Origin of the sequence: Thermofilum sp. (assembly GCF_038871435.1) — an archaeon.
Taxonomy (GTDB): Archaea; Thermoproteota; Thermoprotei; order Thermofilales; family Thermofilaceae; genus Thermofilum; species Thermofilum adornatum.
On sequence record NZ_JAVZIC010000006.1, the window covers coordinates 95666 to 115911 of the forward strand.

Consider the following 20246-nt stretch of genomic DNA (forward strand, 5'->3'; position numbering starts at 1 on the left):
AATAAGCTTTTCTAGTGTCTATCAGATAGATGGAGGAACTAGTAGAACAGTGCGAAAAAGTTATTCTAGAAGAGGCTAGGAGAGACCAGCTTAACGGTGTCGGAAGAGTCTTTATTTCAACGCTTTTGGAAAGAGGGTTCAGCCGAGACGTTGTGACAAGTTCCATAGAAAGGTTGGCGTCCAAGTACCGTGTTAGCGTCGTAGGCAATATTGTGAAGGTGTACTTTGAGGAGAGGAGTGAGGAATAGTGGAATATGGATGCTTCTCTACGAAGCTTGGAAAGCTGTGTGGACTAGTCGACGGAGGAAAGGTTTTTTATTTGGATACTCTGGATGTCCCAGAATACAGGAAGCACCCCCAGGGTTCATTTATACGTTTGCTCGAAAAAGAATTGACCGAATATTTGGACGGGAAGAGGCAAATTTTTTCTTTCAAGCCCGTCGTCCAGGGCCCATATTCGAGGCGCCGAGTCCTGGAAGAAGTTACACGCATACCCTGCGGAAAAACAATAACATATAAAGAGCTCGCTGTAAGCGCTGGGATTAGGTCCCCCAGGCTTGTGGGCAGAATCCTCTCTGAAAACAACATATTAATAATTATACCTTGCCACAGAGTAGTATCAGTGAAGGGTCTAGGAGGCTATAAGTTGGGTGTAGACGTGAAGAAAATGTTGCTCGACTTAGAGAGAAGCATGTGTGGTGATGGGAATGGTCGTTAAAAGGGTTTTGAGTTTCTGGGGGAAGGGGGGCGTTGGCAAGACAACTATTTCTTCTGCTTTTGCCGTCGCTTTAGCGGAGAGAGGTTACAGTGTTTATCTCTTGTCGTCTGACTTTATGCCCTCTCTGCATGACGTTCTCGAGCTCCCCTTGACATATGAGCCCGTAAAGGTAATGGATAACCTTGTCGTGGAACAGCTTTTCGAGGACAAGATAATTGATTTGTGGAAGAAGCGTTTCGGAGACGAGGTTTACAGGGTTGCTTCCAGCATATTTCCAGTGGGCCCCGAGATAATAGATTATGTGGCTGGCGCCCCCGGGATAGTAGAGGAGTTCACTCTTTATTACATATACGAGCTCTTTAGGAACCTTACCTGCGACATCATTGTTTGGGACACTGTTGCTACGGGAGGGGGACTCAGGATGCTAAAAATCGAGAAGGAATTCTATGAGCACCTCGGAGAGGCGGTAAAGCTCTACCTAAAGGTTAAGGGCGTGCTTGACAAGATAAGGACGGGTTCCGAGGAGCCGCTAAAGCTTATCGATTCTTGGCGTTTACTGGCACAGGACGTTCTAAGCTTTTTAAAAAATGCTTCTCATTTCGCTACGCTTGTTTCACGTCCATTCCCGATAGATTTTCAGGTAGCGGTAAGGGCATATCAAGAGTTAAGCCAGTTTGTCCCCATAAGGTTCCTCTTCATTAACATGGTTTCTTTCTCCGGGGAGGAGAAAGAATATCTCAAAAAATTTGAAGAAACTTTTGAGGGAAAACTAGACATATTTAGAGTCCCAAGGTTTGATCCGTCTCCAAGAGGAATTAACGCTCTTAGGAAATTAATTAGTGAAAAAGACCTAGAGAAAATAGAGTCAGTCGTTTTCTAGGTAAGCTACAAAGGTTCTTGCTTTTTTCTTGTGAGAAAGCCTAAAATTTAAAAGGTCAGACTAGGTTTTTATCCAGGGGTTGATGAAGCGAATAACCGCTTTCATAGCATTTTTCTATATACTCCTAGTTCTTATGGTTTCAAGTTATAGCCAGTCAGGATTCACTCCGTTGGGAAGCGACGTTGTGGTAGTATTTAGCTGGCTGGCGGACCTTTTTCTCGTCTTTTTTGCCCTTGTGATAGTCTTTTATCGCCGTGAAATCATTGAGATTCTAGTCAAGTTGTTCAGGTCAGAAAAGAATGAGGAGCCTCTATCTAAGACTAGAAAGCCTAAGTGGGAACGATTGATCTTTCTTGCCATGCTTCCTATTCTCTTAGCGATATATGAAGAGCAAGAAAAGAGTAGGAGAGCTACTGAATTTCTTGGTTCAACAAGTAACATGAGCATCCAAAATAGTTCTATAGGTGGACCTTTCGTAGTCTCGAATAATGCTTCAGCTACACAGCTGGGCTCGACTGTTTCTGCTTTCCAGATTCCTTTAATTTTAGCAATTGTCTCGTTTGGATTTGTAGTCCTCTTAGCCATGTTTGTTGGTTATGTAGAGTTTCAAAGAGAGTTAAAGGGAAAAGAAGAAGACAGTTTAAGTAGGGAAGTTAGAAGCGAGGTAAAAACAGCTCTTAGAAGAATTGAGGCGCCCGAAAGTGACCTCAGGCATGAAATCGTAAGGTTGTATAATTCTTTTTGCAAGACAGTTGAGGGACGCGGGGTAAAGATTGAGAAATCATGGACTGCCCGGGAAATCATGTCTATAATTGTTACATTGATTCCGGCTCTCCCCCGAGAAGCAGTTCAAGAGCTTACAGGCCTCTTTGAATTGGCACTGTACAGCAATTACCCGCTAGGTGAGCAGCATCGAGCTCTTGCCTTGAGCGCTCTCCGTAGAATATATTCAACGTTAAATGTCCCAGAAGGGGTGTCTATCTAATGAAAAAACGAGAAAAAATAATGACAGCTTACATAGCAATTCTTCTAGGACTTAGCGGCGTTAGCTTTTTCATAGACAATTTCCCGGGGACTGTCCTATGGTTAATGTCTGCTTTAGCTTTGTCATTTGTGTTTTTCGAATTTCTAGCGCCATATCTCAAGTATTCTCCCAGCATGATTCCCGAGGTAGAAGAAAAAGAGAGTTCGCTTATCGACAAAATCTTAGAGGGAAAGATTAGTGTCGAAGACGAGACAAAACTTCTTAAATTTGTTTTTCAAACAGAATAGACGAAAAGTGAAATAAATGTCGTCGCCCGAAAAACAGAAATTGGAAAAAGTCTTCACCGAGATAGAAAAAGCTGTCATCGGAAAGAGGAACGTGGTCGAAAAATTGCTGGTCGCTCTTCTCTCAGGCGGACATGTCCTAATCGAGGACTATCCGGGTCTAGCAAAGACGCTTCTCGCATCTACTTTCGCGAGGGTTTTGGACCTGGAGTTTCGGAGAATACAGTTCACTCCAGACCTTCTGCCTGCAGATATCACTGGTAGCCACATCTTCGATATGCATAGTTCTACTTTTAAGTTTAGACGGGGGCCAATCTTTACCAATCTTCTTTTAGCCGACGAGATCAATAGAGCTCCTCCAAAAACACAGAGCGCACTTCTCGAAGCCATGCAAGAGAGACAAGTAACGGTCGACGGTGTAACCTTCCAGCTAGAGACACCTTTCATGGTTATTGCTACACTTAACCCCATTGAGTACGAGGGGACGTACCCGTTGCCAGAAGCACAGCTTGATAGGTTTCTCCTTAAAATAAGGATGGGGTACCCATCATATGAGGAGGAAGTTTTGATCCTCAAGAAACGTGTTGAGAGAAAGAAGGATCAGGCAGATGTTGAAAAGGTTCTAAGCAAAAACGACATTTTAGAGCTGGTAAAGAAGGTGGAGGATGTATACGTGGACGACACAATATTCACATATATTGTCAATATTTGTCGGGCAACCCGCGAACTAAAAGAGGTAGAGGTAGGGGTAAGCCCTAGGGGAACCGAGAGCCTTCTAAAAGCAAGTAGAGCACTGGCCTTCATTAGGGGACGCGACTATGTTTTGCCAGATGACGTTAAAGAGATAGCTCCCAGCGTTCTGGCCCACAGGCTAGTCATGAAGTCCGAGTCGCTAGTAAGAGGGCTGACCCCCGAGATTCTTATCGATAGAGTCCTGCAGAGGGTTGAAGTGCCAAGGGACTTTGGTGGAAAAGCTTGACTCCCAAGGGGTTTTTCCTTGTTTTCACAGGCCTTGTAATCCTTACCGTTTCAATTATACTCCAGAAATGGTTTGTGTCTTTTCTTTCTATTCCGTTATTCTTACCCGTTCTCCTAGCCATCTATCAGACTCCCATAGACCCTTCTCTTTTACAAGTTCGTCGTGAAATTACTCCGAGCACAACATTTGTAGGGGACACCATAAGGGTAAAAATCGCTGTGAAAAATCTTTCGGGACGAGACGTCCTCCTCGAGCTCGAAGAAAAGTTATCCATCAATTTAAAAGTTGACGAGAAGCTTCCCCACGTGTTGATAGCTTTAAAGCCCCACCAAGAGTTCGCGTTTGTCTACGCTTTGTCTTCTGATCTGAGAGGCCATTTCCCAGTGGGGCCCCTAGAGGTCTGGCAGTTGGACCCGTTTCTTGTCACTCGGAGAAAGGTTTTAGAAGTGCCACCGGAGACTGTGGGTTTCCTGCCCCGTATGCATAGAGTTAGCTATCTGAAAATGCCATATGCGCGGACAACCCACATGGCTGGAGAGGTACCCTCAAATACGCCGGGCGAGGGCTTCGAGTTCCAGGAAGTAGCAGAAGCGCATGAGCTGACAGGTAAAAGAATAAACTGGAAGGCCGTCGCAAAGTCTAGAAAGCCTTTCGTGAATACATATCGTGTAGAGAAGTCTCTGGAATGCCTAGTTGTCTTGGATGTGCCAAGCAATAGATTGCTTGGCAAAGAATTGACAAACGTAGTTGTAGACAAGATGGTGGAGCTGACAGCCACACTTGTAAACTATTTGACAAAGAGGGGGAACAGGGTATCCCTGCTCGTGACTGGTAGCTACCGTGACTGGGTCAGGCCAGGCTTCGGTAAGAGACACATGCTCAGGATTCTTCATTCACTTGCTGACGTCAAGTGCCTTGAGTTTAAACCGCTCGTAGACTTTTCTGAAGTCTTTCAGCTTACTTCCCCGTTTCTAACTAAGAGTGGATCCCTGATCTTCGTTGTTTCGGCCTTCACCGAGCCTTCCGGCAACGGTGTTTTGAGAGAGGCGGTTTCCAGGGGCTATACAGTTGTACCTATCGCTATTAATCCATTTAGGATCGTTGAAAAATACTGCAAGGGCGAGAAGAAACAAGTAGTCAGTAGACTAAGCGAGGTCTGGGAGAAAGGAATAATTGGAGTAATTGGCTCAGGTAGAGATCTGAAGATTGACTTCCAGTTGCTCAGATTGGTTGAGGCGATGTTAAGTGCATATGCGTGAACTTTTCACCGCTATAGCTATTTTCTCTATTGTGGCCCTAGAGACAGTGGTGCTTGTTCCATCGCTGGTGATTCAGCTTATACTTATCCTAATATTTACTGGGACTTTAATTTCCTATTTTTATAAAAGTCCTCTTCTGCTAAACGTGTTTACTAGCGCTTACTGTATATTTTTGGCGCTTCTAGGCGCATTAAACTATCCGGCTGGGGTTCTTTTTGCCCAAATAATCACCATACTGATTATTAGAGACTTCTTTGAGATTCTCATGTACAGTGAGGTCCGGGGAGTCTACTATCTTGCAAGGTACTATTTGCCATTTTACTCCGTCATTATCCTTATCTTCTACCTCTGGGTCTCGATTAGTCAAGAACTTTCAAAAAGGCTTCCAATTCAGGCAATTGTCGTGGCTACAGTTGGTATTGCCCTCATCTATATCTACGCTGTCCGTAGCCTTAGGAGGCTGGACTAGACGTTGTATAGTTTTCTGAGCCTCTCTATGACTACAGGGACTACTTTATCTGCTTGCTCGTTGGCGTCTATCTCGACTAGTCTTCCACGCTCCTTATAGAACAAGATTATTGGTGTAAATTGCTCCCTGTAGATTTTTAGACGCTCCATTATGACTTCTGGGGTATCGTCTTTGCGTTGGATGAGTGGAGTTCCACACTTGTCGCATATCCCTGGAACCTTTGGCGGCATGTACTTTATGTGGTAAATAGCGCCACATTTTGGGCATACCCTTCTCCCGCCCAGCCTTTCTAGTATAGTTTCGTCCCTGGCCTGGAAAAGGAAAGCCCACTCCGGACTGGCAAACTGTTCAAGGGCTTCTGCTTGCTGAAGTGTTCTCGGGAACCCGTCAAGGATAAAGCCCTTCCTACAGTCGTCCATAGAGAGGCGTTGCTTTACAACCTCGATCACTATGTCGTCTGGGACGAGTAGACCCTTGTCTAGAAATTCTTTTACCCTTTTTCCGAGCTCAGACCCTTTCTTTATTTCTTCTCTGAAGATGTCGCCAGTAGAAATATGGGGTATCCCGAATTTTTCTGAGACAGCTTTTGCATATGTGCCTTTACCCACGCCGGGAGGACCAATGAAGACCAGTTTCATACCTGTTTTGCGAGTTGACCATGTTCTTTAACTTTTCTATATACAAGTGTGATATAACATGTCAGCTGTAGGCTTTCCTTTGTGTAAAACATGGAAAGACAAATATGTTTTTTGCATTTTACTTTCTTGAACAAAATGACCTGGAACTTTGAAGACCTAGTTGTAAAAGCTGTTTCTCACGGCGAAAAGCTAGGCGCAACCTACGTCGAGGCGCGTTACCACTCTATTTCGAGGAGTGGGCTCTCGGCCCGCAACGGGGAGATTATAGGGGCAGAGAAGTCTTTTTCCCAGGGAATAGCTGTAAGAGTAATTGTTGATGGCTCGCTGGGTTTTGCTTCTACGAGCTCACTTACACAGGAAGACGTCTTGGCAACAGTAGAAAAAGCATACAAGAAGGCGAAGTCTCATTCAAAGCTACAGAAGAAGCCAATCGTGTTTAGCGAGGAAAGGCTTGGAAGAGTCACATACGAGGCGACTGCCAAGGTTAAACCTGAAGACGTCGACTTCCAGGAGAAAAGCAACTATCACAAGGAACTCTGGAAAAATGTAAGCACAGCTATCAGCCAGGCCAAAGTCGCAACCATGACGTCTTTTTACGGTGAAAGCCTCGAAGAAAAAATAATCGTTAACACAGATGGGGCATACATAAAGAGCAGGATACCCAGGCTCTCCCTAGGATACAACGTCGTAGTGTCCTTGCCGAGCAAGGGCGTGATACAGAGATTCTTCTCGCATGCAGCCTCCGGTGGATATGAACTTATAAATCAGTGGAATGTACACGGCTATCTGCCAGAAGACGTTAAAACATTTGAAAAAATACTGCTAGAGGCAACTAAGCCACCAGTAGACACGCCTGTCGACGTCGTTGTTGGAAGCGAGATAGTTGGGCTAATGGTACACGAGAGCTGTGGACACCCCAGCGAGGCAGACAGGATACTTGGCAGAGAAGCTGCACAGGCTGGAAAAAGCTTCATAAAGCCTAACATGCTGGGCGAAAGGATCGGAAGCGAATATGCAACAGTAATTGATGACCCAACTATTCCCGGGAGCAACGGCTTCTACCTCTACGACGACGAGGGGGTTCCAGCTAGGCCAAGGTACCTCTGCAAGAACGGCATCATCAACGAGTTCCTGCACAATAGGTGGACGGCCTCCATCTTCAATACACACAGCAATGCGGCGGCAAGAGCTATGAGCCACGAGGGAGAACCGATTGTTAGAATGGCTAACACCTACTTTGCCCCCGGCGACCACACGTTTGAAGAACTAATCGAGGACATTAAGTTCGGGGTGTACATCAAGAGCTATATGGAGTGGAACATCGACGACGAGCGGTGGAGCCAGCGGTACGGTGGGCTGGAGGCATACCTAATCGAGAACGGAGAGCTAAAGGGGCTCGTCAGGAACCCCGTGCTCGAACTAACAACAAAGACATTTTACTCGAACGTGGACGCCGCAGACAAAAACCTAGCCTTCTATGCGGGGACATGCGGCAAAGGAGAGCCAATGCAGGGTGTACCTGTCTGGTTTGGTGGCCCAAATGTTCGTGTAAGAAACATTAAGTTGAGGGTGATAGGATGAGCAGGGAAATGTTGATAGAGATTGGAGAAAAGATAAAGCAACATGCATTGAAGGCTGGCTTCGAAGAAGTAGCCGTAATGACGTATAGCCGAGAAAGCGTAATGGTAAAGTTTGCAAACGGGGAGCCAAGCGTTGTCCAGAACTGGACAGACCGTGTAGCTGGAGTATACCTTGTCAAGGGCCAGAGGATACTGGGAACAGACATCCCTATACACAACCTCGACCAGGTCTACAAGACCATAGACTCGCTGTTGACTATGCATGAAAAAATCCCGCCCTCGATGCTCTACGCTCCGTTGCCTAGCCCAGAAAAGCATGAACCACTACCAGGACTAGTAGACCAGAAGCTATTGAAGGCAATAGAAGACCCGTCGCCCGTCTCAGAGGCCATTGTCGAGTCTGCCAACAGGTACAAGATCGACACCTTCGCCGGCATGGTACAACTCACGTATGAACAAAAATGCCTAGTAAACAGTAAAGACGCACAACTCGTAGAGGACTCTACATACCTAAAGGTCTACCTAAGGTCTTTTGCCGGAGATGGTTCTGGACAGTGGAGCCTTGGCTCAAGGCGCCTAGACATGAAGAAGATAGAAGAAGTCGCCGAGACCGCTTCCAGATTTGCATATGAGTCTAGGAGGCAGGAAGAATACCCACCCGGCAAAACAAACATCCTGCTTTCACCAATGGTTGCCGGGAACTTCTTTAACTATATCGCCGACATGGCTACAGCTTCTTCCATAATGATGGGCTTCTCGATATTCATGAACAAGAAGCCCGGCGAAAGAGTGGCCACAGAAAAACTGACGCTGTTAGACGACCCAAGGAACCCTGAACTGCCAGGCTCCACCTCGTTTGACGACGAGGGCCTGAGAACCTACAGCAAACCCATAATCGAGAAAGGCGTATTGAGCAATATACTCCACAACACGAAGACAGCGTCCAAGATGGGTGGCAAATCTACCGGAAACGCCGGCATGATATTCCCACGTGTATGGAACATAAATATACATCCAGGAGACCACAGCTTCGAAGAGCTACTCGCAGAGATGAAGGAGGGACTCGTAGTCACGAACAACTGGTACACCAGGCTACAGAACTACATAGAGGGAACATTCAGCACCATACTCAGGGACGCCATACTCATAGTCAAAAACGGCGAAATAGTTGGAGCCGCTAAAAAGCTTAGGATAGCGGACAGTTTCCCAAGAATACTACAAAACATAGTTGCACTTGGAAAAGAAACATATGACATGTACTGGTGGGAAGTAGAGACCCCCACTAGGACACCATACATCCTAGTAAAGGAGGTCGGCACCTCTAAACACACAGCCTAATTATAAACTACTTTTTCTCTCTTTTTCTTCACGAAGAAAAAATATTACGATAAAAACTAGCAAGGCGGCTACAAAGGCCATTATTATGATTAGGTATGGACGCCAAGCCGGTGGAATAAACACTTCTTGTCTCCTAGTAGCGGTTGCCCGGTCAAGCATGCTGTCCCCCGAGTAGAGCTCAACCTCCACTGGGGCGTTTCTCACATCCGGAAACACCAGTTCCTGTTTCTCGTTTACATAGAGGTATACCTTCCTGGCCTGGTCTGGGGTCGTAAGAGCCCTAACGTAAACATAGCCACTCGTTGTGCCAACGTTCTGTACCACTACATGCAGACCGTCGCCGAGAACCTCTGCAGAAACTATTTTTGCTTTAACCTCCGGCGGCTCGCCCACCTTTACAAGACCCGGTATAACTAGCTGAAACACATAGAAGTCTGGCGCCTCTTGCTCGTTATGGTTTACCCACACGAGCCTTCCCTGGGTTTCCTGCGGACCATGCGCGTAGGGAGGCTCCCATCTATAGCCCTGCAAGACTGTCCCGTTGAAATAGACCTCCAGGACGTCCAGCCAGCTACGCGGGTCGGTGCTCGTAAAACTGTCCCTTACCTTAACTTCAAAAAGTGAACCATTGAGTTGCCTCACGTAGTTGCTCGTGTTTAGCCATATCTTTACGGAGATAATATAGGCTCCTGGGAACTCCTGCATTCTTCCCGTGCCCGTAACGTCACATAGCACCGTCTCTCCATACCTCTTCTCAAGCGACTTTAATACCTGGTACTTGAGAAGCTTTGGATTGTCGCTAAACAGTAGTAGCGAATAGCTTATCATCCGAGCAATAGACTGATTCATGTCTCTTGCCACATCCGGATCGTTGAGAAGGCTTTTCCCGTCTACCGTGAATGGATGAAGCTTCTGGTCTACGGTCACGGTTCCGTCAGAGTTAAAAGTTAGACGGAAGTTGAGCCCTATCCAGTACCGTGGCTGGGCCCGGATATTGATGGCCTGCAACGTCAGGCTCAAAATGAAGACTGTTGCCAGTATTGCCCCGAGCTTCCTCACATTATTCACCTCTAAAGTGGTACTCCACATATTCGAGTGTAAGGTAGCTTGGTATCGCCGTGCTAGACAGAGAAGACCCATAGTACTTGGTTTCCTCGACACCAAACAGTATGTGCCTCGCACTGTATATCCCGACGTTTGGTACGAGGCCGTCAAGCATGTCGACGTCTATCCATCCATAGGGGTCGACGTATACTTGTGGCCACATATGGCCTCCCCAGTGGAGGAGAAGATTTTCCCCCTCAGTTTCTATTGTGGAGAAGTTTAGCCACATGTCCTGGTTGTATTTTTCCAATATGATGCCGAACGCTGTCCTCGAGGGTATCCCGAGAATCCTTGCTAGGGTTACGTAGACATCAGCAACCTCCACACAGTCTCCTGTTATAGCGTAGCCCATCCATGTACGCGTTAATGCGTGGTCGCTACCAGCCCTTCCCATATATACTTGGTAGTTCACTCTCTGGACTACCCATTTTGCCAGTTTTGTGACTGTCTCGAGGGGGGTATTTGCTGAGGCAACCTCTCTTGCTATCTCAATCAAGGTTAGGTTATATATGTCCCAGTAGCCAGAGGTAGTAGTGTATTTCTTGACGAGGCCGAAGGGGGGCCAAGCGCCTTTATGTGCAGACTCGTCTACTTGATAGCTGTAAACTGTAACCCTGTATGTGACATTTATCCAGTATTTCCTGCCAGGAACCGCCTCTACGAATACAACCGCATACGTATTTCCATCCTCGTCTACCACGTACCTGATAGGAGCGGGATTCATTGATACAACGAAGCTCTGTTGGTAGGACGTGTTTTGAGGCACGGAAACGTAGACATAGTCGCGAATAGTCGTATTATAGTCGTTTTTTAGTAGGAAGCCTCCAGTAATGGTATAGGTAACACGTCCCGTGATTATAACGCCCCTAGTTTCCTCATGCGTGACTGTGATGAAGCTTGACAATAGGATTAGAAGCAAAATGGATAATGCTTTCTTCAATTTGTATCACTATTTCATGGAGAATTTTAGGTGTTAAAAAATGTTTTGCTTCCCTGGACAAATTATTTACATGGAAGTATCCTAGTTCCAAACCTTAAATCTACGGCGTCGAGGATCTTGTCTAGATGCGAGATCACAGACACTTTCCCAGTCTTCTGTGTGTAGAGGGCTGCTGCTTCAACTTTTGGCCCCATGCTCCCCCTAGGGAACATGCCGTTTCCAACCATTTGGAGAGCTTCTCCTGCACAAAGCTCCGGGAGCACCCGCTGCGTCGGCTTTCCATAGTCGAGGTACACCCCGTCGACGTCAGTTAGGATCACGAACCTGGAGGCGTTAAGCTCGGAGGCGAGGAGTGAGGAAGCTAAGTCTTTGTCTATAACGGCGTCTACTCCCTCATAGCCCTCTCCACGCTTTATAACAGGTATGCCGCCGCCCCCCACGGCGACTACTATGTCAGAGTTTCCTATAAGCCTCCTTATAACGTTTAGTTCGAGTATTCTCCGCGGCAACGGCGAGGGGACAACCCTTCTCCATCCTTTGCCTGGTACATGTACAAGATCCCATCCCTTCTTTTTCAGTTCCTCGAGCCTGTCTTCTGGATAAAATGGGCCTATAGGCTTGGAGGGAGACCTAAACGCTGGGTCGTTTGGGTCAACTTCTACACGTGTAGTTACAACGGCCACGTCTAGGCTTGGATCAGCAGTCGAAATGGCCTGTTGTATCATGTAGCCTATGAGGCTCTGGGTCATCGCTCCACATGCATGTAGTGGCATGGGCGGCACGTCCTTTGTTGTCTCCTGCTGGAGGTACAAGTTCCCAACTTGGGGGCCATTTCCATGTGTTATTATAAGGCTATACTTCTCGGCCAACTGGACAATGTAGGTAGCTATCTTAGAGAGGTTGGAGAGCTGCTCCTCGAAAGTGCCTCTCTGTCCTGCCCTTATTAGTGCGTTACCTCCTAGGGCAATTACGACTAGTTCTTTGCTCACATGAATATATGCGGGAAGTTTTTAAAAATATTTAGCAGAAAATTTATGAAGAAAAATAATTTGGGAAAATAGGATATACAATAATTAATACCAGGCAAAAAATGGGGAACTATATAATATAGGAAAACTATTCAAAACTTTTCACAGTCTTGTCTATCTCGTTCTCTATCTTCTTGTATAGTTCTAGAAGCTCTCTGCCTTCCTTTGTTAGCCTAGCCCAGCCCTTTGTGGCCCCACCTCTATGGAGCTCTACGAGTCTAATTCCAAGGCTGTCCTCGAGCTTTTTCAAGTATGACCATGCAAAGCTGTATGAATATCCAAGTTTTTGGGCTGCGGCTTGCAACGAGCCCGCCTCATCTATTGCTAATAGAAGGTCTACGCCACCTTTGCCCAGAACTGGTTTACCGTTTTTTGTAAACCACACTTTGTAGTTTACTTCTATCCCGAAGTCTTTTAGTGTCGTGCCTACCCACCAGCTATTGGAGGGAAGACCGCAATTGTGTCTCCATCCTTTAGTTCCTGTGTTGTTACAAACTGTATGTGCCGGCCATTGATAAGGATTATACGGTCTTTTCTGTAGGAGCCGTCCTCGAATATCTCATTGTAGAATTCTTTTCCCAGCTTCTCAGAAGCCTTAACAACTGCATCCTTCAGTGTCCCGTCGCATTCAACCTCAATTTCTTTTGTATTGTATGTTTCTCTCAGGGTTGCAAACAGTAGAAATTTTACCTTTACCATTTTCCCCTCTTTCTATCTAAAAAAAAAGGAATAAAAAGTTTTACCCCGAAGGACTAAAAGAAAAAAAGAAAAATAATTTTTTAGAGCTCTATGCCTAGCTCTTTGAGCTTCTCCTTTGTTGGAACTCCGTCGACCCAGCCTCTCAGCTTGTAGTACTCCGCGAGCATCTTGTCGAGCTCTACCACTTGGCCTTTGACGGGTCCCTCGGGCATTGGCTCCTTTGTTAGTCTTGGAGGCAAGGTGTCGTCTTTGGCGCTAAAGCCGTAGAGGGACATTATGTATCTTTCTAGGTTATAGATCCTTTCACCTATCTTCAACACATCGCTGTCAGTGAAGTTAAAGCCTGCAATGGTGTTGAAGAGGTCTGCATAGTCTTTGGCCCCTATCTCGAAGGTTGTGAAGAGACAGTTTACAGCTGAGTTGACGACGCTTGTAAGGTCCTGGAAGATTTTGACCCACTGGGCTTTTCCTTCAGGTGTCAATGGGTCGATCTTCTGCGGTAGTCCAAGTATCTCGGGAGAGATTGTGTAGCCTGTTACGTGGCATCCTCCCCTGTTAGCGGTTGCATAGTTTAGCCCTATGCCTTTCGAGCCTCTTGGGTCGTAGGCTGGCATTTCGAGGCCCTTTACGCTCATTGATAATTCTGGTGCACCGTACATTTCTGCTAGCCTCTTGCTTCCCAGGGCGAGTTTTGCGCCGAAGCCTGCCTTGTAGGCCGTGCGCCAAACAGCTTCAACAACTGCCGCGGCGTTTCCAAACTTCATGTCCATGCCTTGCAGGTCTTCCTCTGGTATGTAACCCTTCTCGTACAGCTCCATCGCAGTTGCAATGGTGCTACCCATAGTGATTGTGTCGAGACCTAGCTCGTCGCAGAGGTGGTTTGCCTTGATGACTGCGGCTAGATCCATTACTCCTGTATCATTGCCTAGCGCCCAGATGGACTCGTATTCTGGTCCCTCGCTGTACATTATCTGGTACGGTCCAAATGGAACCTTCACGACTCTCCCGCACCCTATCTGGCAGCCCCAGCATGGCCTCCTCTTTATTAGGTATGTCTTTTCAAGTGTCTCTCCGCTTATCTTGTCGGCTTCTGGGTTGTAGCCGAATTGCCAGTTCTTGTAGGGGAGCATCCCCGCCTGGTTGATAATGTTTACTAGTACGGCTGTACCGTATTTTGGCAGTCCTCCTCCGGTAACTGGGTTCTTCCTGATCCTCTCTATTAGGTTCTTTGAGAGTTCGCGGAACCCTTCTGGATTAGCGATTTGTGGTTTTTGGTTTCCTGAGACGACTATTGCTTTTAACTTCTTGCTTCCCATTATTGCGCCTACTCCTGTCCTGCCAGCTGCCCTGTGCTCGTCGTTCATGATGTTCGCAAAGAGAACGAGGTTTTCGCCTGCGGGCCCGATACATGCAACGCTGACGTTTTCGCCTTTGACCCTGCTCTTCAGTATACGTGTAGTGTCGAAAACGTTTCTGCCCCAGAGGTCAGAAGCGTCTTTTATCTCTACGTGTCCATTGACTATTTCTAGATAGACTGGTTTCTCTGCGGCGCCCTCGATAAAGATCATGTCGTAGCCTGCAAACTTCATGTATGCGCCGAATTCTCCTCCAGAGTTTGCACTAGCAATAGAGCCTGTGAGTGGAGACTTGAGAGCCATCACGTGGTGTCTGCCTGGAGATGGGACTCCGGCTATGCCCGTTATTGGTCCCGTTGTAAAGGCTAGAACGTTTTCTGGTCCTAGCGGGTCAATGTCCTTTGGAGAGATGCCCTTAGCCATGTACTCCTTGAGATATCTGTGATAGAATACGTATAGGGCGTAGCCCTTGCCGCCAATGTATTTTTCTGCTACTTGTGGGTCAATTGGTTCCTCTTTAATGGTATTGTCAGAAAGGTTTACCGTTAAAATCCTGTTTACGTAGCCGGCTTTCATTTTTGGTCAAGTATTATTTTTTTCTTAGAAATATTTATATTCTCCGTTATTTTTAAACATGAATATCAAAAATTTTACCTAGAAAATTTTAAAATTGTCCAAATGTAAAAACCCGCGTGATAGACACAGGCCTGCTTTCAAGTTTAGCCAATGCTCTTGCACCTTCGGGCTTCGAGAAGAACGTTCGGGAAATCATCGCCGAGAGGCTCACCGAGCTCGGCTATGAGCCTGTTACAGATAATATTGGAAACGTGTACGTCGTGTTGGGCGAGGAAAGGCCAAGCCTTCTGCTTGCGGCACACATGGACGAGGTTGGACTTTTGACGTCTTTTATTACAGATAATGGTTTCCTTAGGGTCACGCCTCTAGGCGGGGTTACTCCAGAGGGGCTTCCGGGACAGGTCGTGGAAGTGTTAACAGCGAGGGGCACCGTAGAGGGCGTGATAGGGAGTACTCCTCCGCATCTAAGGACGGGGCCCTCGAAGGAGCTCTCAATTGATGACCTATATGTTGATATAGGTGTTTCCACGAGGAAGGAGGCAGAAGAAAGGGGCGTCGAGGTAGGGACACCTATAAGTTTCCAGGGAAACTTTAGAGACCTCGGAGACATCATAATAAGCAAGGCCCTAGACGACAGGGTTGGATGCTACGCGTTGCTAAAGGCACTGGAAGAGGGGGCCAAGCCTAGAAGGGGCAGCGTCATTGTAGCCTTCACGGTCCAGGAGGAGCTGGGGCTGAGGGGGGCATCTGTCCTTGCAAAAGAACTTGAGCCCAACTATGCTGTTGCTGTTGAAGGTACTCTTGCAAACGACGTGCCAGGCGTGCCGCCCGAAAAATACGTTACTAGGCTGGGTGCTGGCCCAGCTATCAGAATTATGGATAGGAGTATGGTTGCTGGTGTAGAGTTCTTCCGTCATATCAGGACGCTCGCGGAGCAGAACTCTTTGCCGTACCAGCTACAGATATCTCCATACAGCGGGACCGATGCCGGAAGCTTCCTGGTTCACGGTGCGACTGTCTCTGCAGTCTCCGTACCAGTCAGGTATATCCACTCGCCAGCGTCTCTAGCCAGCAAGAGGGACATCGAAAACACGACTAAGCTTTTGCAACTATTGATAGAAGACCCGTTCCCGTGACGTGGGTCACTCATTGATGGCATATTTTTCTCTGCAGATTTTTTCTGCCCTTTCCATGTCCTCATACGTGTTGATATTGAATGTCTCTATTTCTGGTCTCGAGAATACCTGGTCTACTGGGACATAGTTTATTCTCAGCCTTTTCAGAGTGCTGGATATTTGTAGCATGTTCTTGGACAATGATTCTTTTACTGCTTCTAGTGCTGGTGCGACCCTGTATATTGCTATGAGTGGCTCTATATAGCCGCTAGGCCAGATAGGTATCGCCGCGTCGAAATCCTGGAGTTTTGCTCTAAGCCTAAGGAGCGAGGAGGCTTCAAGGAAAGGCGTGTCGCTGGGAATAACTATGACCGCGTCACCCGTTGAACTGGTAAGTGCAGTATAGAGGCCTATAAGGGATGCTTGGCTGTTTATCGCGTCTCTTATTATTCTAATGTTTGTCCTTTGCTTCAGGGCTTCGAGCTCCACTTTAAGCATGTTTTCTTGTTCCTCTGTATGGACAACAATTATTATGCTTGGCTCTAGTTTTTCGAGTTTTTCTATCATGTTCATGAGTATTGGTTTTCCACATATGCGTAGTAGTGGCTTGTAGCTGTTTCCCAGTCTTTTTCCCTCGCCGCCCGCAAGTATCGCTACCTCAAGCAACCCTGTGCACCACTTTTGTTTTGTAATGATTGGTTATGGAAAAAACATATATTTTTAAGAGCAAGCTAGTGCTTATGAGTCATAGCATAGCGCGGATTTCCCATTACTTCATATCTATCCTGGAACTCGCAATAGCAATCTTGCTTGGTGTCAGCGTTCTACTGTCCCTCTTCAAGCTTGCAGGAGAAGCCGTCGACCTTGCTGTTACATCTACCTTTCAGCGCCAACACTTCGTCACCTTTCTAGACGAGGCACTCTTAATGATCGTGTCAATTGACCTTATGCGCACCCTGATAACGGGTATACAGGAAAAACACATCTCCGTGATCATCGTCATAGAAGCCGCCCTCATTTTCATCGTGAGGGAAATTATAACCATGGAGCTCCGCGATGTGTCTGAAACAAGGCTTCTCATCTATGTAGTTGTTTTCGGGGCCCTTTTTGTAGCTTGGCTAATTGGAAGAAGGCAGGTAGGGATTCAGTCACAGGACGAGGTATAGCCCGACAGCTTCTCGTGGAAAATCCTTCTAAACGTCTCGAATGCTTCTTGCCCCCACAAGACAACTCTTATCTCTTTCAAGTTATTTAGGCTTGGCGAAAGCTCCTTGACTATGTCGGCCATTATTTGTGCACATCGCTCGTAGGGGTATCCATAGATGCCAGTAGATATTGCTGGAAGGGCTATGCTCGATTGTCCCAGCTCCTCGGCCTTGAGGATAGAGTTGCGTATAGCATTTCTGAGCTTGACGTCGCCCTCGGGGTCGCCAAACTTAGGGCCAACCGCGTGGACAACGTATTTGGCCTTGAGTTTCCCAGCAGTGGTCACGGCTACTTCGCCTTCTGGGACAGGGCCGTTCCTTTTCACCCATTCATCGCTCTCTTTCTGTATTATTTCTCCACCCTTGCGGACTATGGCTAACGCGACTCCGCCCCCGTGCTTGAGATAGCTGTTAGCCGCATTGACAATGACATCTACGTCTTGCTCGGTGATGTCTCCTTGGATAAGCCTCACAGTAACATTTCCTATCTTAAAACGGGTTTGAACCACGACAAAAAATATTTCACTGGAGATAAAAAGGTTATTGGAGAACCAATGCCGAAGATTACTATTCCTGAGGGCTACACGCTCATAGTTGAGGGCGAGTCTTCTTTTAGGGTTCTAGGCGGAGAGCTTAGAGCCTATGGATCAATACTTGAGGCGGACCGCGAATACACCGTGGAGCCGCTAAGAGCTGTTCCACTCTACGCATTGAAGGATTCAGAGATAGACCTGTATACTGGCAGAGTATCCTTTGTTAAGGGGGACACTGTCCCGCCTTCGCGTGAGGAAGTCTTCCGTATTCTCGAAAAAGACGCCAAGAAGATAATGATAGTTGGCGGACTAGACTCAGGGAAAACTTCCGTGGCTACTTTCCTCGCAAACAAGTTCGCCGAGAAAGGCGAAAAAGTCGCAGTAGTCGACGCGGATATAGGTCAGAAAAGCATTGGCCCGCCCACGACTATTGGGCTCGGCATAATAGAGAAGCCAGTGCTTACGCTTTCTGAGGCACACTTCATAGATGGGTTCTTCGTGGGAAACATAACGCCAGCAGGCCTACTACACAGGCACGTTGCAGGCGTGAAGCTCCTAGTCGAAAAGGCTGAGGACGAGCTGAAGGCAGACCGGATAATCATCGATACGACGGGCTGGGTTACAGAGCTCGAAGGCAGGGAGCTTAAGCTTTTCAAAGCCCTAGTCGCAAAGCCAGACGTTGCCCTAATCGTGTCTAGACCAAACGAATGCATACAGATGGAGAAGATACTGGGCCAAGTAACGAAGACCATCAGGATAGACGCCCCACAGCTTGTAAAGGCTAGGGACCGCGTAGACAGGAAAGAGTACCGGAAATACCAGTACAGGAAGTATCTGGCCAATGCAAAGACAACAAAAGTGAGCTTCGTGGGTAGAAAAATCCTCTACACCTTGACCTTCACAGGGAACGAGCTGGAAAAAAACGAGCTCACAAGGCTCGAGTACATTCTAGGTAGCAGAGTCCACTATGCAGAGATGTCAGACGACCATGTAAGCATATTCTCTGAAAAAAGCGTCCCAGAAGAGATTTCCTCCTTCCTAAAAGCCATGTATGGACACAGGCGGGTAAGAATAATGACGGGAGCAGAGTTCATGCATACCCTCGTCGGAATAAGCGGCGACGGCAAAATGCTCAAAGGCATAGGGATAATATCTGGGGTAGATCTGTCTTCCCGTAGCTTTGAGGTACTGTCCAATGTCGACATAGGAGAAAACGACACAATAATGTTTGGACTAGTCAAGGTGAACCCGTTGACCTTCGAGGAGGAAACAATAATAGAAAAAAACAGTATTTTTTAGGGAGCCACGTCCCCTCCAAAGATTTATTCTGCCTCTACCGGGACAAACCTGTTCTTCAACTTCTCCAGGACAACAGGCAGAGTCGTGTATTCCATTTCTTCTGGTCCAAGCCTGTGGGGCATGAAAGGCCCATGCCGCCTCATATAGTCAGCTATTATCTGTGCCTGTTTCCGCGTCTCGTCAAACGCCGGGTCGTCAAAGAGGTCTACTGGGCCCTCTAAGTGGCCGTCATGCAAGCTGAAGCCGAGCCCGACAACCCTTGGAGGCCCGTCAAAGCGTGTACACTTGGCGTCTTTTAGGGCAACCGGCATCAGCGGCCCCGTGTGTGAGCCACGCATCCACCCCGCGACCAGGTGTGGAAAGGCAAAGGCTTCTAGCACTTCTCCCGTTGCTGGGAAGCCGTGCTGGGCTCTCACAATCAGGACCGGGTCGTCCTTGCCCACGTAGCGGCCAGCAATAAGGTTTAGACGTGTAGCTGAGGAGACGGCAGCTATCTCGCCGTCACTCTTCCTGTAAACACGCTTCACAATGTAGCGGCCAGTAGTACCTATGAGCGCCAATAGGTCGTAGCTCTCTTCCGGCGTCGAGATCTTTACACCTTTGTGCTCGTACACGTCGTATACCTCAAAGATGAAGCCCGCATGCATCGAGGGGTCAATCACGAGACCCGCGGTATTAAATGGGTCAGCGTAGACCTTGTAGAGGATAAAGTTCCAAGCGCCTGGCTCTGTCTTGTCTGCGGAGAACACGAGAACAGGCTCGCTTTTCCTCTCCTCGAACTCCATCTCTGCGACTCCTGGACCCATACCCCTCACGTTTCCCGAGAACGCCTCCTTGAGCAGGTCTTGGCCGGCTCCGTACAGTTTTAATGGCTTGCTTATCTTTTCGGTTGCCTCGACAAATATGTCCCACGCCAATTTATGTATCTCTGGGTTGTTCACGCCACGTGTATGTGTCATGAAGAGCTGAAGGTCGTCCCCCGCATGATATACATAGAAGTCTATTATGAGTCCTGTTTCTTTAGCCTCCTGAAGCTTTTTCCTAGCTAGCTCCTCGAGCTTTGGATGAACAACAACGTGCCCAGCTACTCCGCCAATATCGGCCTTTATTAAGCTGGTTGTTATTCTCATGTATTATTCATGTCTCATTATTAATATCAACTTATAAATTAATATGTTAACAAGCTTAATTATGTTTTGCTGATAAAATTTATTAATACTTTTTTAAAATCTTTCTTTACAAAATAAAATAGTTGGCTAAAA

At 47.1% G+C, this 20246-nt stretch carries 23 protein-coding genes; 13 read left to right on the plus strand and 10 right to left on the minus strand.

Annotation, left to right across the window (positions count from 1 at the left end):
• The first annotated feature begins 29 nt into the window (after positions 1 to 29).
• The 8 genes from QXT17_RS07970 to QXT17_RS08005 all read left to right on the plus strand — a co-directional run bounded on the left by QXT17_RS07970 (position 30) and on the right by QXT17_RS08005 (position 5574).
• Positions 30 to 248, plus strand: a complete 219-nt coding sequence (locus tag QXT17_RS07970; protein ID WP_020962040.1) for a hypothetical protein — start codon at positions 30 to 32, stop codon at positions 246 to 248.
• Entirely contained in the window at positions 248 to 718 is a 471-nt protein-coding gene (locus QXT17_RS07975) for a methylated-DNA--[protein]-cysteine S-methyltransferase (protein ID WP_020962041.1), read from the plus strand. The genes QXT17_RS07970 and QXT17_RS07975 overlap by 1 nt, the downstream gene beginning before the upstream one ends.
• Positions 708 to 1598 (plus strand): ArsA-related P-loop ATPase, encoded by an 891-nt coding sequence (locus tag QXT17_RS07980; RefSeq protein WP_020962042.1) that lies wholly within the window; start codon positions 708 to 710, stop codon positions 1596 to 1598. The genes QXT17_RS07975 and QXT17_RS07980 overlap by 11 nt, the downstream gene beginning before the upstream one ends.
• A gap of 82 nt (positions 1599 to 1680) precedes the next feature.
• Complete coding sequence (locus QXT17_RS07985) at positions 1681 to 2583, plus strand: DUF4129 domain-containing protein (protein WP_020962043.1); 903 nt, start codon at positions 1681 to 1683, stop codon at positions 2581 to 2583.
• Positions 2583 to 2870: a hypothetical protein gene (locus QXT17_RS07990; RefSeq protein ID WP_020962044.1), complete on the plus strand. Its 288-nt coding sequence runs from the start codon at positions 2583 to 2585 to the stop codon at positions 2868 to 2870. The genes QXT17_RS07985 and QXT17_RS07990 overlap by 1 nt, the downstream gene beginning before the upstream one ends.
• Before the next feature lie 16 nt (positions 2871 to 2886).
• Entirely contained in the window at positions 2887 to 3846 is a 960-nt protein-coding gene (locus QXT17_RS07995; RefSeq protein ID WP_020962045.1) for a MoxR family ATPase, read from the plus strand.
• Positions 3843 to 5105 (plus strand): DUF58 domain-containing protein, encoded by a 1263-nt coding sequence (locus QXT17_RS08000; RefSeq protein WP_020962046.1) that lies wholly within the window; start codon positions 3843 to 3845, stop codon positions 5103 to 5105. Before QXT17_RS07995 ends, QXT17_RS08000 begins: the two co-directional genes overlap by 4 nt.
• Positions 5092 to 5574, plus strand: a complete 483-nt coding sequence (locus QXT17_RS08005; RefSeq protein ID WP_148681967.1) for a hypothetical protein — start codon at positions 5092 to 5094, stop codon at positions 5572 to 5574. Before QXT17_RS08000 ends, QXT17_RS08005 begins: the two co-directional genes overlap by 14 nt.
• Here the strand turns inward: QXT17_RS08005 and QXT17_RS08010 are convergent.
• The gene (locus tag QXT17_RS08010) at positions 5571 to 6212 is read right to left on the minus strand and encodes an adenylate kinase (protein ID WP_020962048.1); all 642 of its coding nucleotides are present in this window, start codon (positions 6210 to 6212) and stop codon (positions 5571 to 5573) included. The genes QXT17_RS08005 and QXT17_RS08010 overlap by 4 nt on opposite strands.
• 135 nt (positions 6213 to 6347) lie before the next feature.
• Between QXT17_RS08010 and QXT17_RS08015 the strand changes: the two genes are divergently transcribed.
• Positions 6348 to 7793, plus strand: coding sequence for a TldD/PmbA family protein (locus QXT17_RS08015; protein ID WP_020962049.1), 1446 nt, complete (start codon positions 6348 to 6350; stop codon positions 7791 to 7793).
• Positions 7790 to 9130, plus strand: coding sequence for a TldD/PmbA family protein (locus tag QXT17_RS08020; RefSeq protein WP_020962050.1), 1341 nt, complete (start codon positions 7790 to 7792; stop codon positions 9128 to 9130). The genes QXT17_RS08015 and QXT17_RS08020 overlap by 4 nt, the downstream gene beginning before the upstream one ends.
• Here QXT17_RS08020 and QXT17_RS08025 read toward each other — a convergent pair whose 3' ends face one another.
• The 6 genes from QXT17_RS08025 to QXT17_RS08050 form a co-directional block, all read right to left on the minus strand.
• Positions 9131 to 10189 (minus strand): hypothetical protein, encoded by a 1059-nt coding sequence (locus tag QXT17_RS08025; protein ID WP_020962051.1) that lies wholly within the window; start codon positions 10187 to 10189, stop codon positions 9131 to 9133.
• A gap of 1 nt (position 10190) precedes the next feature.
• Positions 10191 to 11174: a transglutaminase-like domain-containing protein gene (locus QXT17_RS08030; protein WP_020962052.1), complete on the minus strand. Its 984-nt coding sequence runs from the start codon at positions 11172 to 11174 to the stop codon at positions 10191 to 10193.
• A gap of 62 nt (positions 11175 to 11236) precedes the next feature.
• Entirely contained in the window at positions 11237 to 12163 is a 927-nt protein-coding gene (gene arcC / locus QXT17_RS08035) for a carbamate kinase (protein ID WP_020962053.1), read from the minus strand.
• Positions 12164 to 12290: 127 nt separating this feature from the next.
• The gene (locus QXT17_RS08040) at positions 12291 to 12587 is read right to left on the minus strand and encodes a winged helix-turn-helix domain-containing protein (RefSeq protein ID WP_020962054.1); all 297 of its coding nucleotides are present in this window, start codon (positions 12585 to 12587) and stop codon (positions 12291 to 12293) included.
• A gap of 41 nt (positions 12588 to 12628) precedes the next feature.
• The gene (locus QXT17_RS08045; RefSeq protein ID WP_020962055.1) at positions 12629 to 12901 is read right to left on the minus strand and encodes a MoaD family protein; all 273 of its coding nucleotides are present in this window, start codon (positions 12899 to 12901) and stop codon (positions 12629 to 12631) included.
• A gap of 80 nt (positions 12902 to 12981) precedes the next feature.
• Positions 12982 to 14832 (minus strand): aldehyde ferredoxin oxidoreductase family protein, encoded by a 1851-nt coding sequence (locus tag QXT17_RS08050; protein WP_020962056.1) that lies wholly within the window; start codon positions 14830 to 14832, stop codon positions 12982 to 12984.
• A gap of 116 nt (positions 14833 to 14948) precedes the next feature.
• On the opposite strand from QXT17_RS08050, the gene QXT17_RS08055 reads away from it, so the two are divergent.
• Positions 14949 to 15968 (plus strand): M42 family metallopeptidase, encoded by a 1020-nt coding sequence (locus QXT17_RS08055; protein ID WP_020962057.1) that lies wholly within the window; start codon positions 14949 to 14951, stop codon positions 15966 to 15968.
• A 6-nt stretch (positions 15969 to 15974) separates the two neighbouring features.
• On the opposite strand, the gene QXT17_RS08060 is transcribed toward QXT17_RS08055, so the two are convergent.
• Complete coding sequence (locus QXT17_RS08060; RefSeq protein WP_020962058.1) at positions 15975 to 16613, minus strand: molybdenum cofactor guanylyltransferase; 639 nt, start codon at positions 16611 to 16613, stop codon at positions 15975 to 15977.
• A gap of 74 nt (positions 16614 to 16687) precedes the next feature.
• Between QXT17_RS08060 and QXT17_RS08065 the strand changes: the two genes are divergently transcribed.
• The gene (locus QXT17_RS08065) at positions 16688 to 17113 is read left to right on the plus strand and encodes a phosphate-starvation-inducible PsiE family protein (protein ID WP_187147039.1); all 426 of its coding nucleotides are present in this window, start codon (positions 16688 to 16690) and stop codon (positions 17111 to 17113) included.
• On the opposite strand, the gene QXT17_RS08070 is transcribed toward QXT17_RS08065, so the two are convergent.
• Entirely contained in the window at positions 17092 to 17661 is a 570-nt protein-coding gene (locus QXT17_RS08070) for an ADP-ribose-binding protein (protein ID WP_020962060.1), read from the minus strand. The two genes, QXT17_RS08065 and QXT17_RS08070, sit on opposite strands and share 22 nt — an antisense overlap.
• Before the next feature lie 45 nt (positions 17662 to 17706).
• Between QXT17_RS08070 and QXT17_RS08075 the strand changes: the two genes are divergently transcribed.
• Positions 17707 to 18984: a Clp1/GlmU family protein gene (locus tag QXT17_RS08075; protein ID WP_342783796.1), complete on the plus strand. Its 1278-nt coding sequence runs from the start codon at positions 17707 to 17709 to the stop codon at positions 18982 to 18984.
• 23 nt (positions 18985 to 19007) lie between these two features.
• Here the strand turns inward: QXT17_RS08075 and fbp are convergent, their stop codons facing one another.
• Positions 19008 to 20114, minus strand: coding sequence for a fructose-1,6-bisphosphate aldolase/phosphatase (gene fbp, locus QXT17_RS08080; RefSeq protein ID WP_342783454.1), 1107 nt, complete (start codon positions 20112 to 20114; stop codon positions 19008 to 19010).
• Between the last annotated feature and the right edge of the window lie 132 nt (positions 20115 to 20246).

What these genes read in the sequence shown, in the direction of transcription:
- QXT17_RS07970 (WP_020962040.1), top strand. Translation starts at nt 30, where the DNA reads ATGGAGGAACTAGTAGAACAGTGCGAAAAAGTTATTCTAGAAGAGGCT.
- QXT17_RS07980 (WP_020962042.1), top strand. Translation starts at nt 708, where the DNA reads ATGGTCGTTAAAAGGGTTTTGAGTTTCTGGGGGAAGGGGGGCGTTGGC.
- QXT17_RS07985 (WP_020962043.1), top strand. Translation starts at nt 1,681, where the DNA reads ATGAAGCGAATAACCGCTTTCATAGCATTTTTCTATATACTCCTAGTT.
- QXT17_RS07990 (WP_020962044.1), top strand. Translation starts at nt 2,583, where the DNA reads ATGAAAAAACGAGAAAAAATAATGACAGCTTACATAGCAATTCTTCTA.
- QXT17_RS07995 (WP_020962045.1), top strand. Translation starts at nt 2,887, where the DNA reads ATGTCGTCGCCCGAAAAACAGAAATTGGAAAAAGTCTTCACCGAGATA.
- QXT17_RS08010 (WP_020962048.1), bottom strand. Translation starts at nt 6,212, where the DNA reads ATGAAACTGGTCTTCATTGGTCCTCCCGGCGTGGGTAAAGGCACATAT.
- QXT17_RS08015 (WP_020962049.1), top strand. Translation starts at nt 6,348, where the DNA reads ATGACCTGGAACTTTGAAGACCTAGTTGTAAAAGCTGTTTCTCACGGC.
- QXT17_RS08020 (WP_020962050.1), top strand. Translation starts at nt 7,790, where the DNA reads ATGAGCAGGGAAATGTTGATAGAGATTGGAGAAAAGATAAAGCAACAT.
- QXT17_RS08045 (WP_020962055.1), bottom strand. Translation starts at nt 12,901, where the DNA reads ATGGTAAAGGTAAAATTTCTACTGTTTGCAACCCTGAGAGAAACATAC.
- QXT17_RS08050 (WP_020962056.1), bottom strand. Translation starts at nt 14,832, where the DNA reads ATGAAAGCCGGCTACGTAAACAGGATTTTAACGGTAAACCTTTCTGAC.
- QXT17_RS08065 (WP_187147039.1), top strand. Translation starts at nt 16,688, where the DNA reads ATGAGTCATAGCATAGCGCGGATTTCCCATTACTTCATATCTATCCTG.
- QXT17_RS08075 (WP_342783796.1), top strand. Translation starts at nt 17,707, where the DNA reads ATGCCGAAGATTACTATTCCTGAGGGCTACACGCTCATAGTTGAGGGC.
- fbp (WP_342783454.1), bottom strand. Translation starts at nt 20,114, where the DNA reads ATGAGAATAACAACCAGCTTAATAAAGGCCGATATTGGCGGAGTAGCT.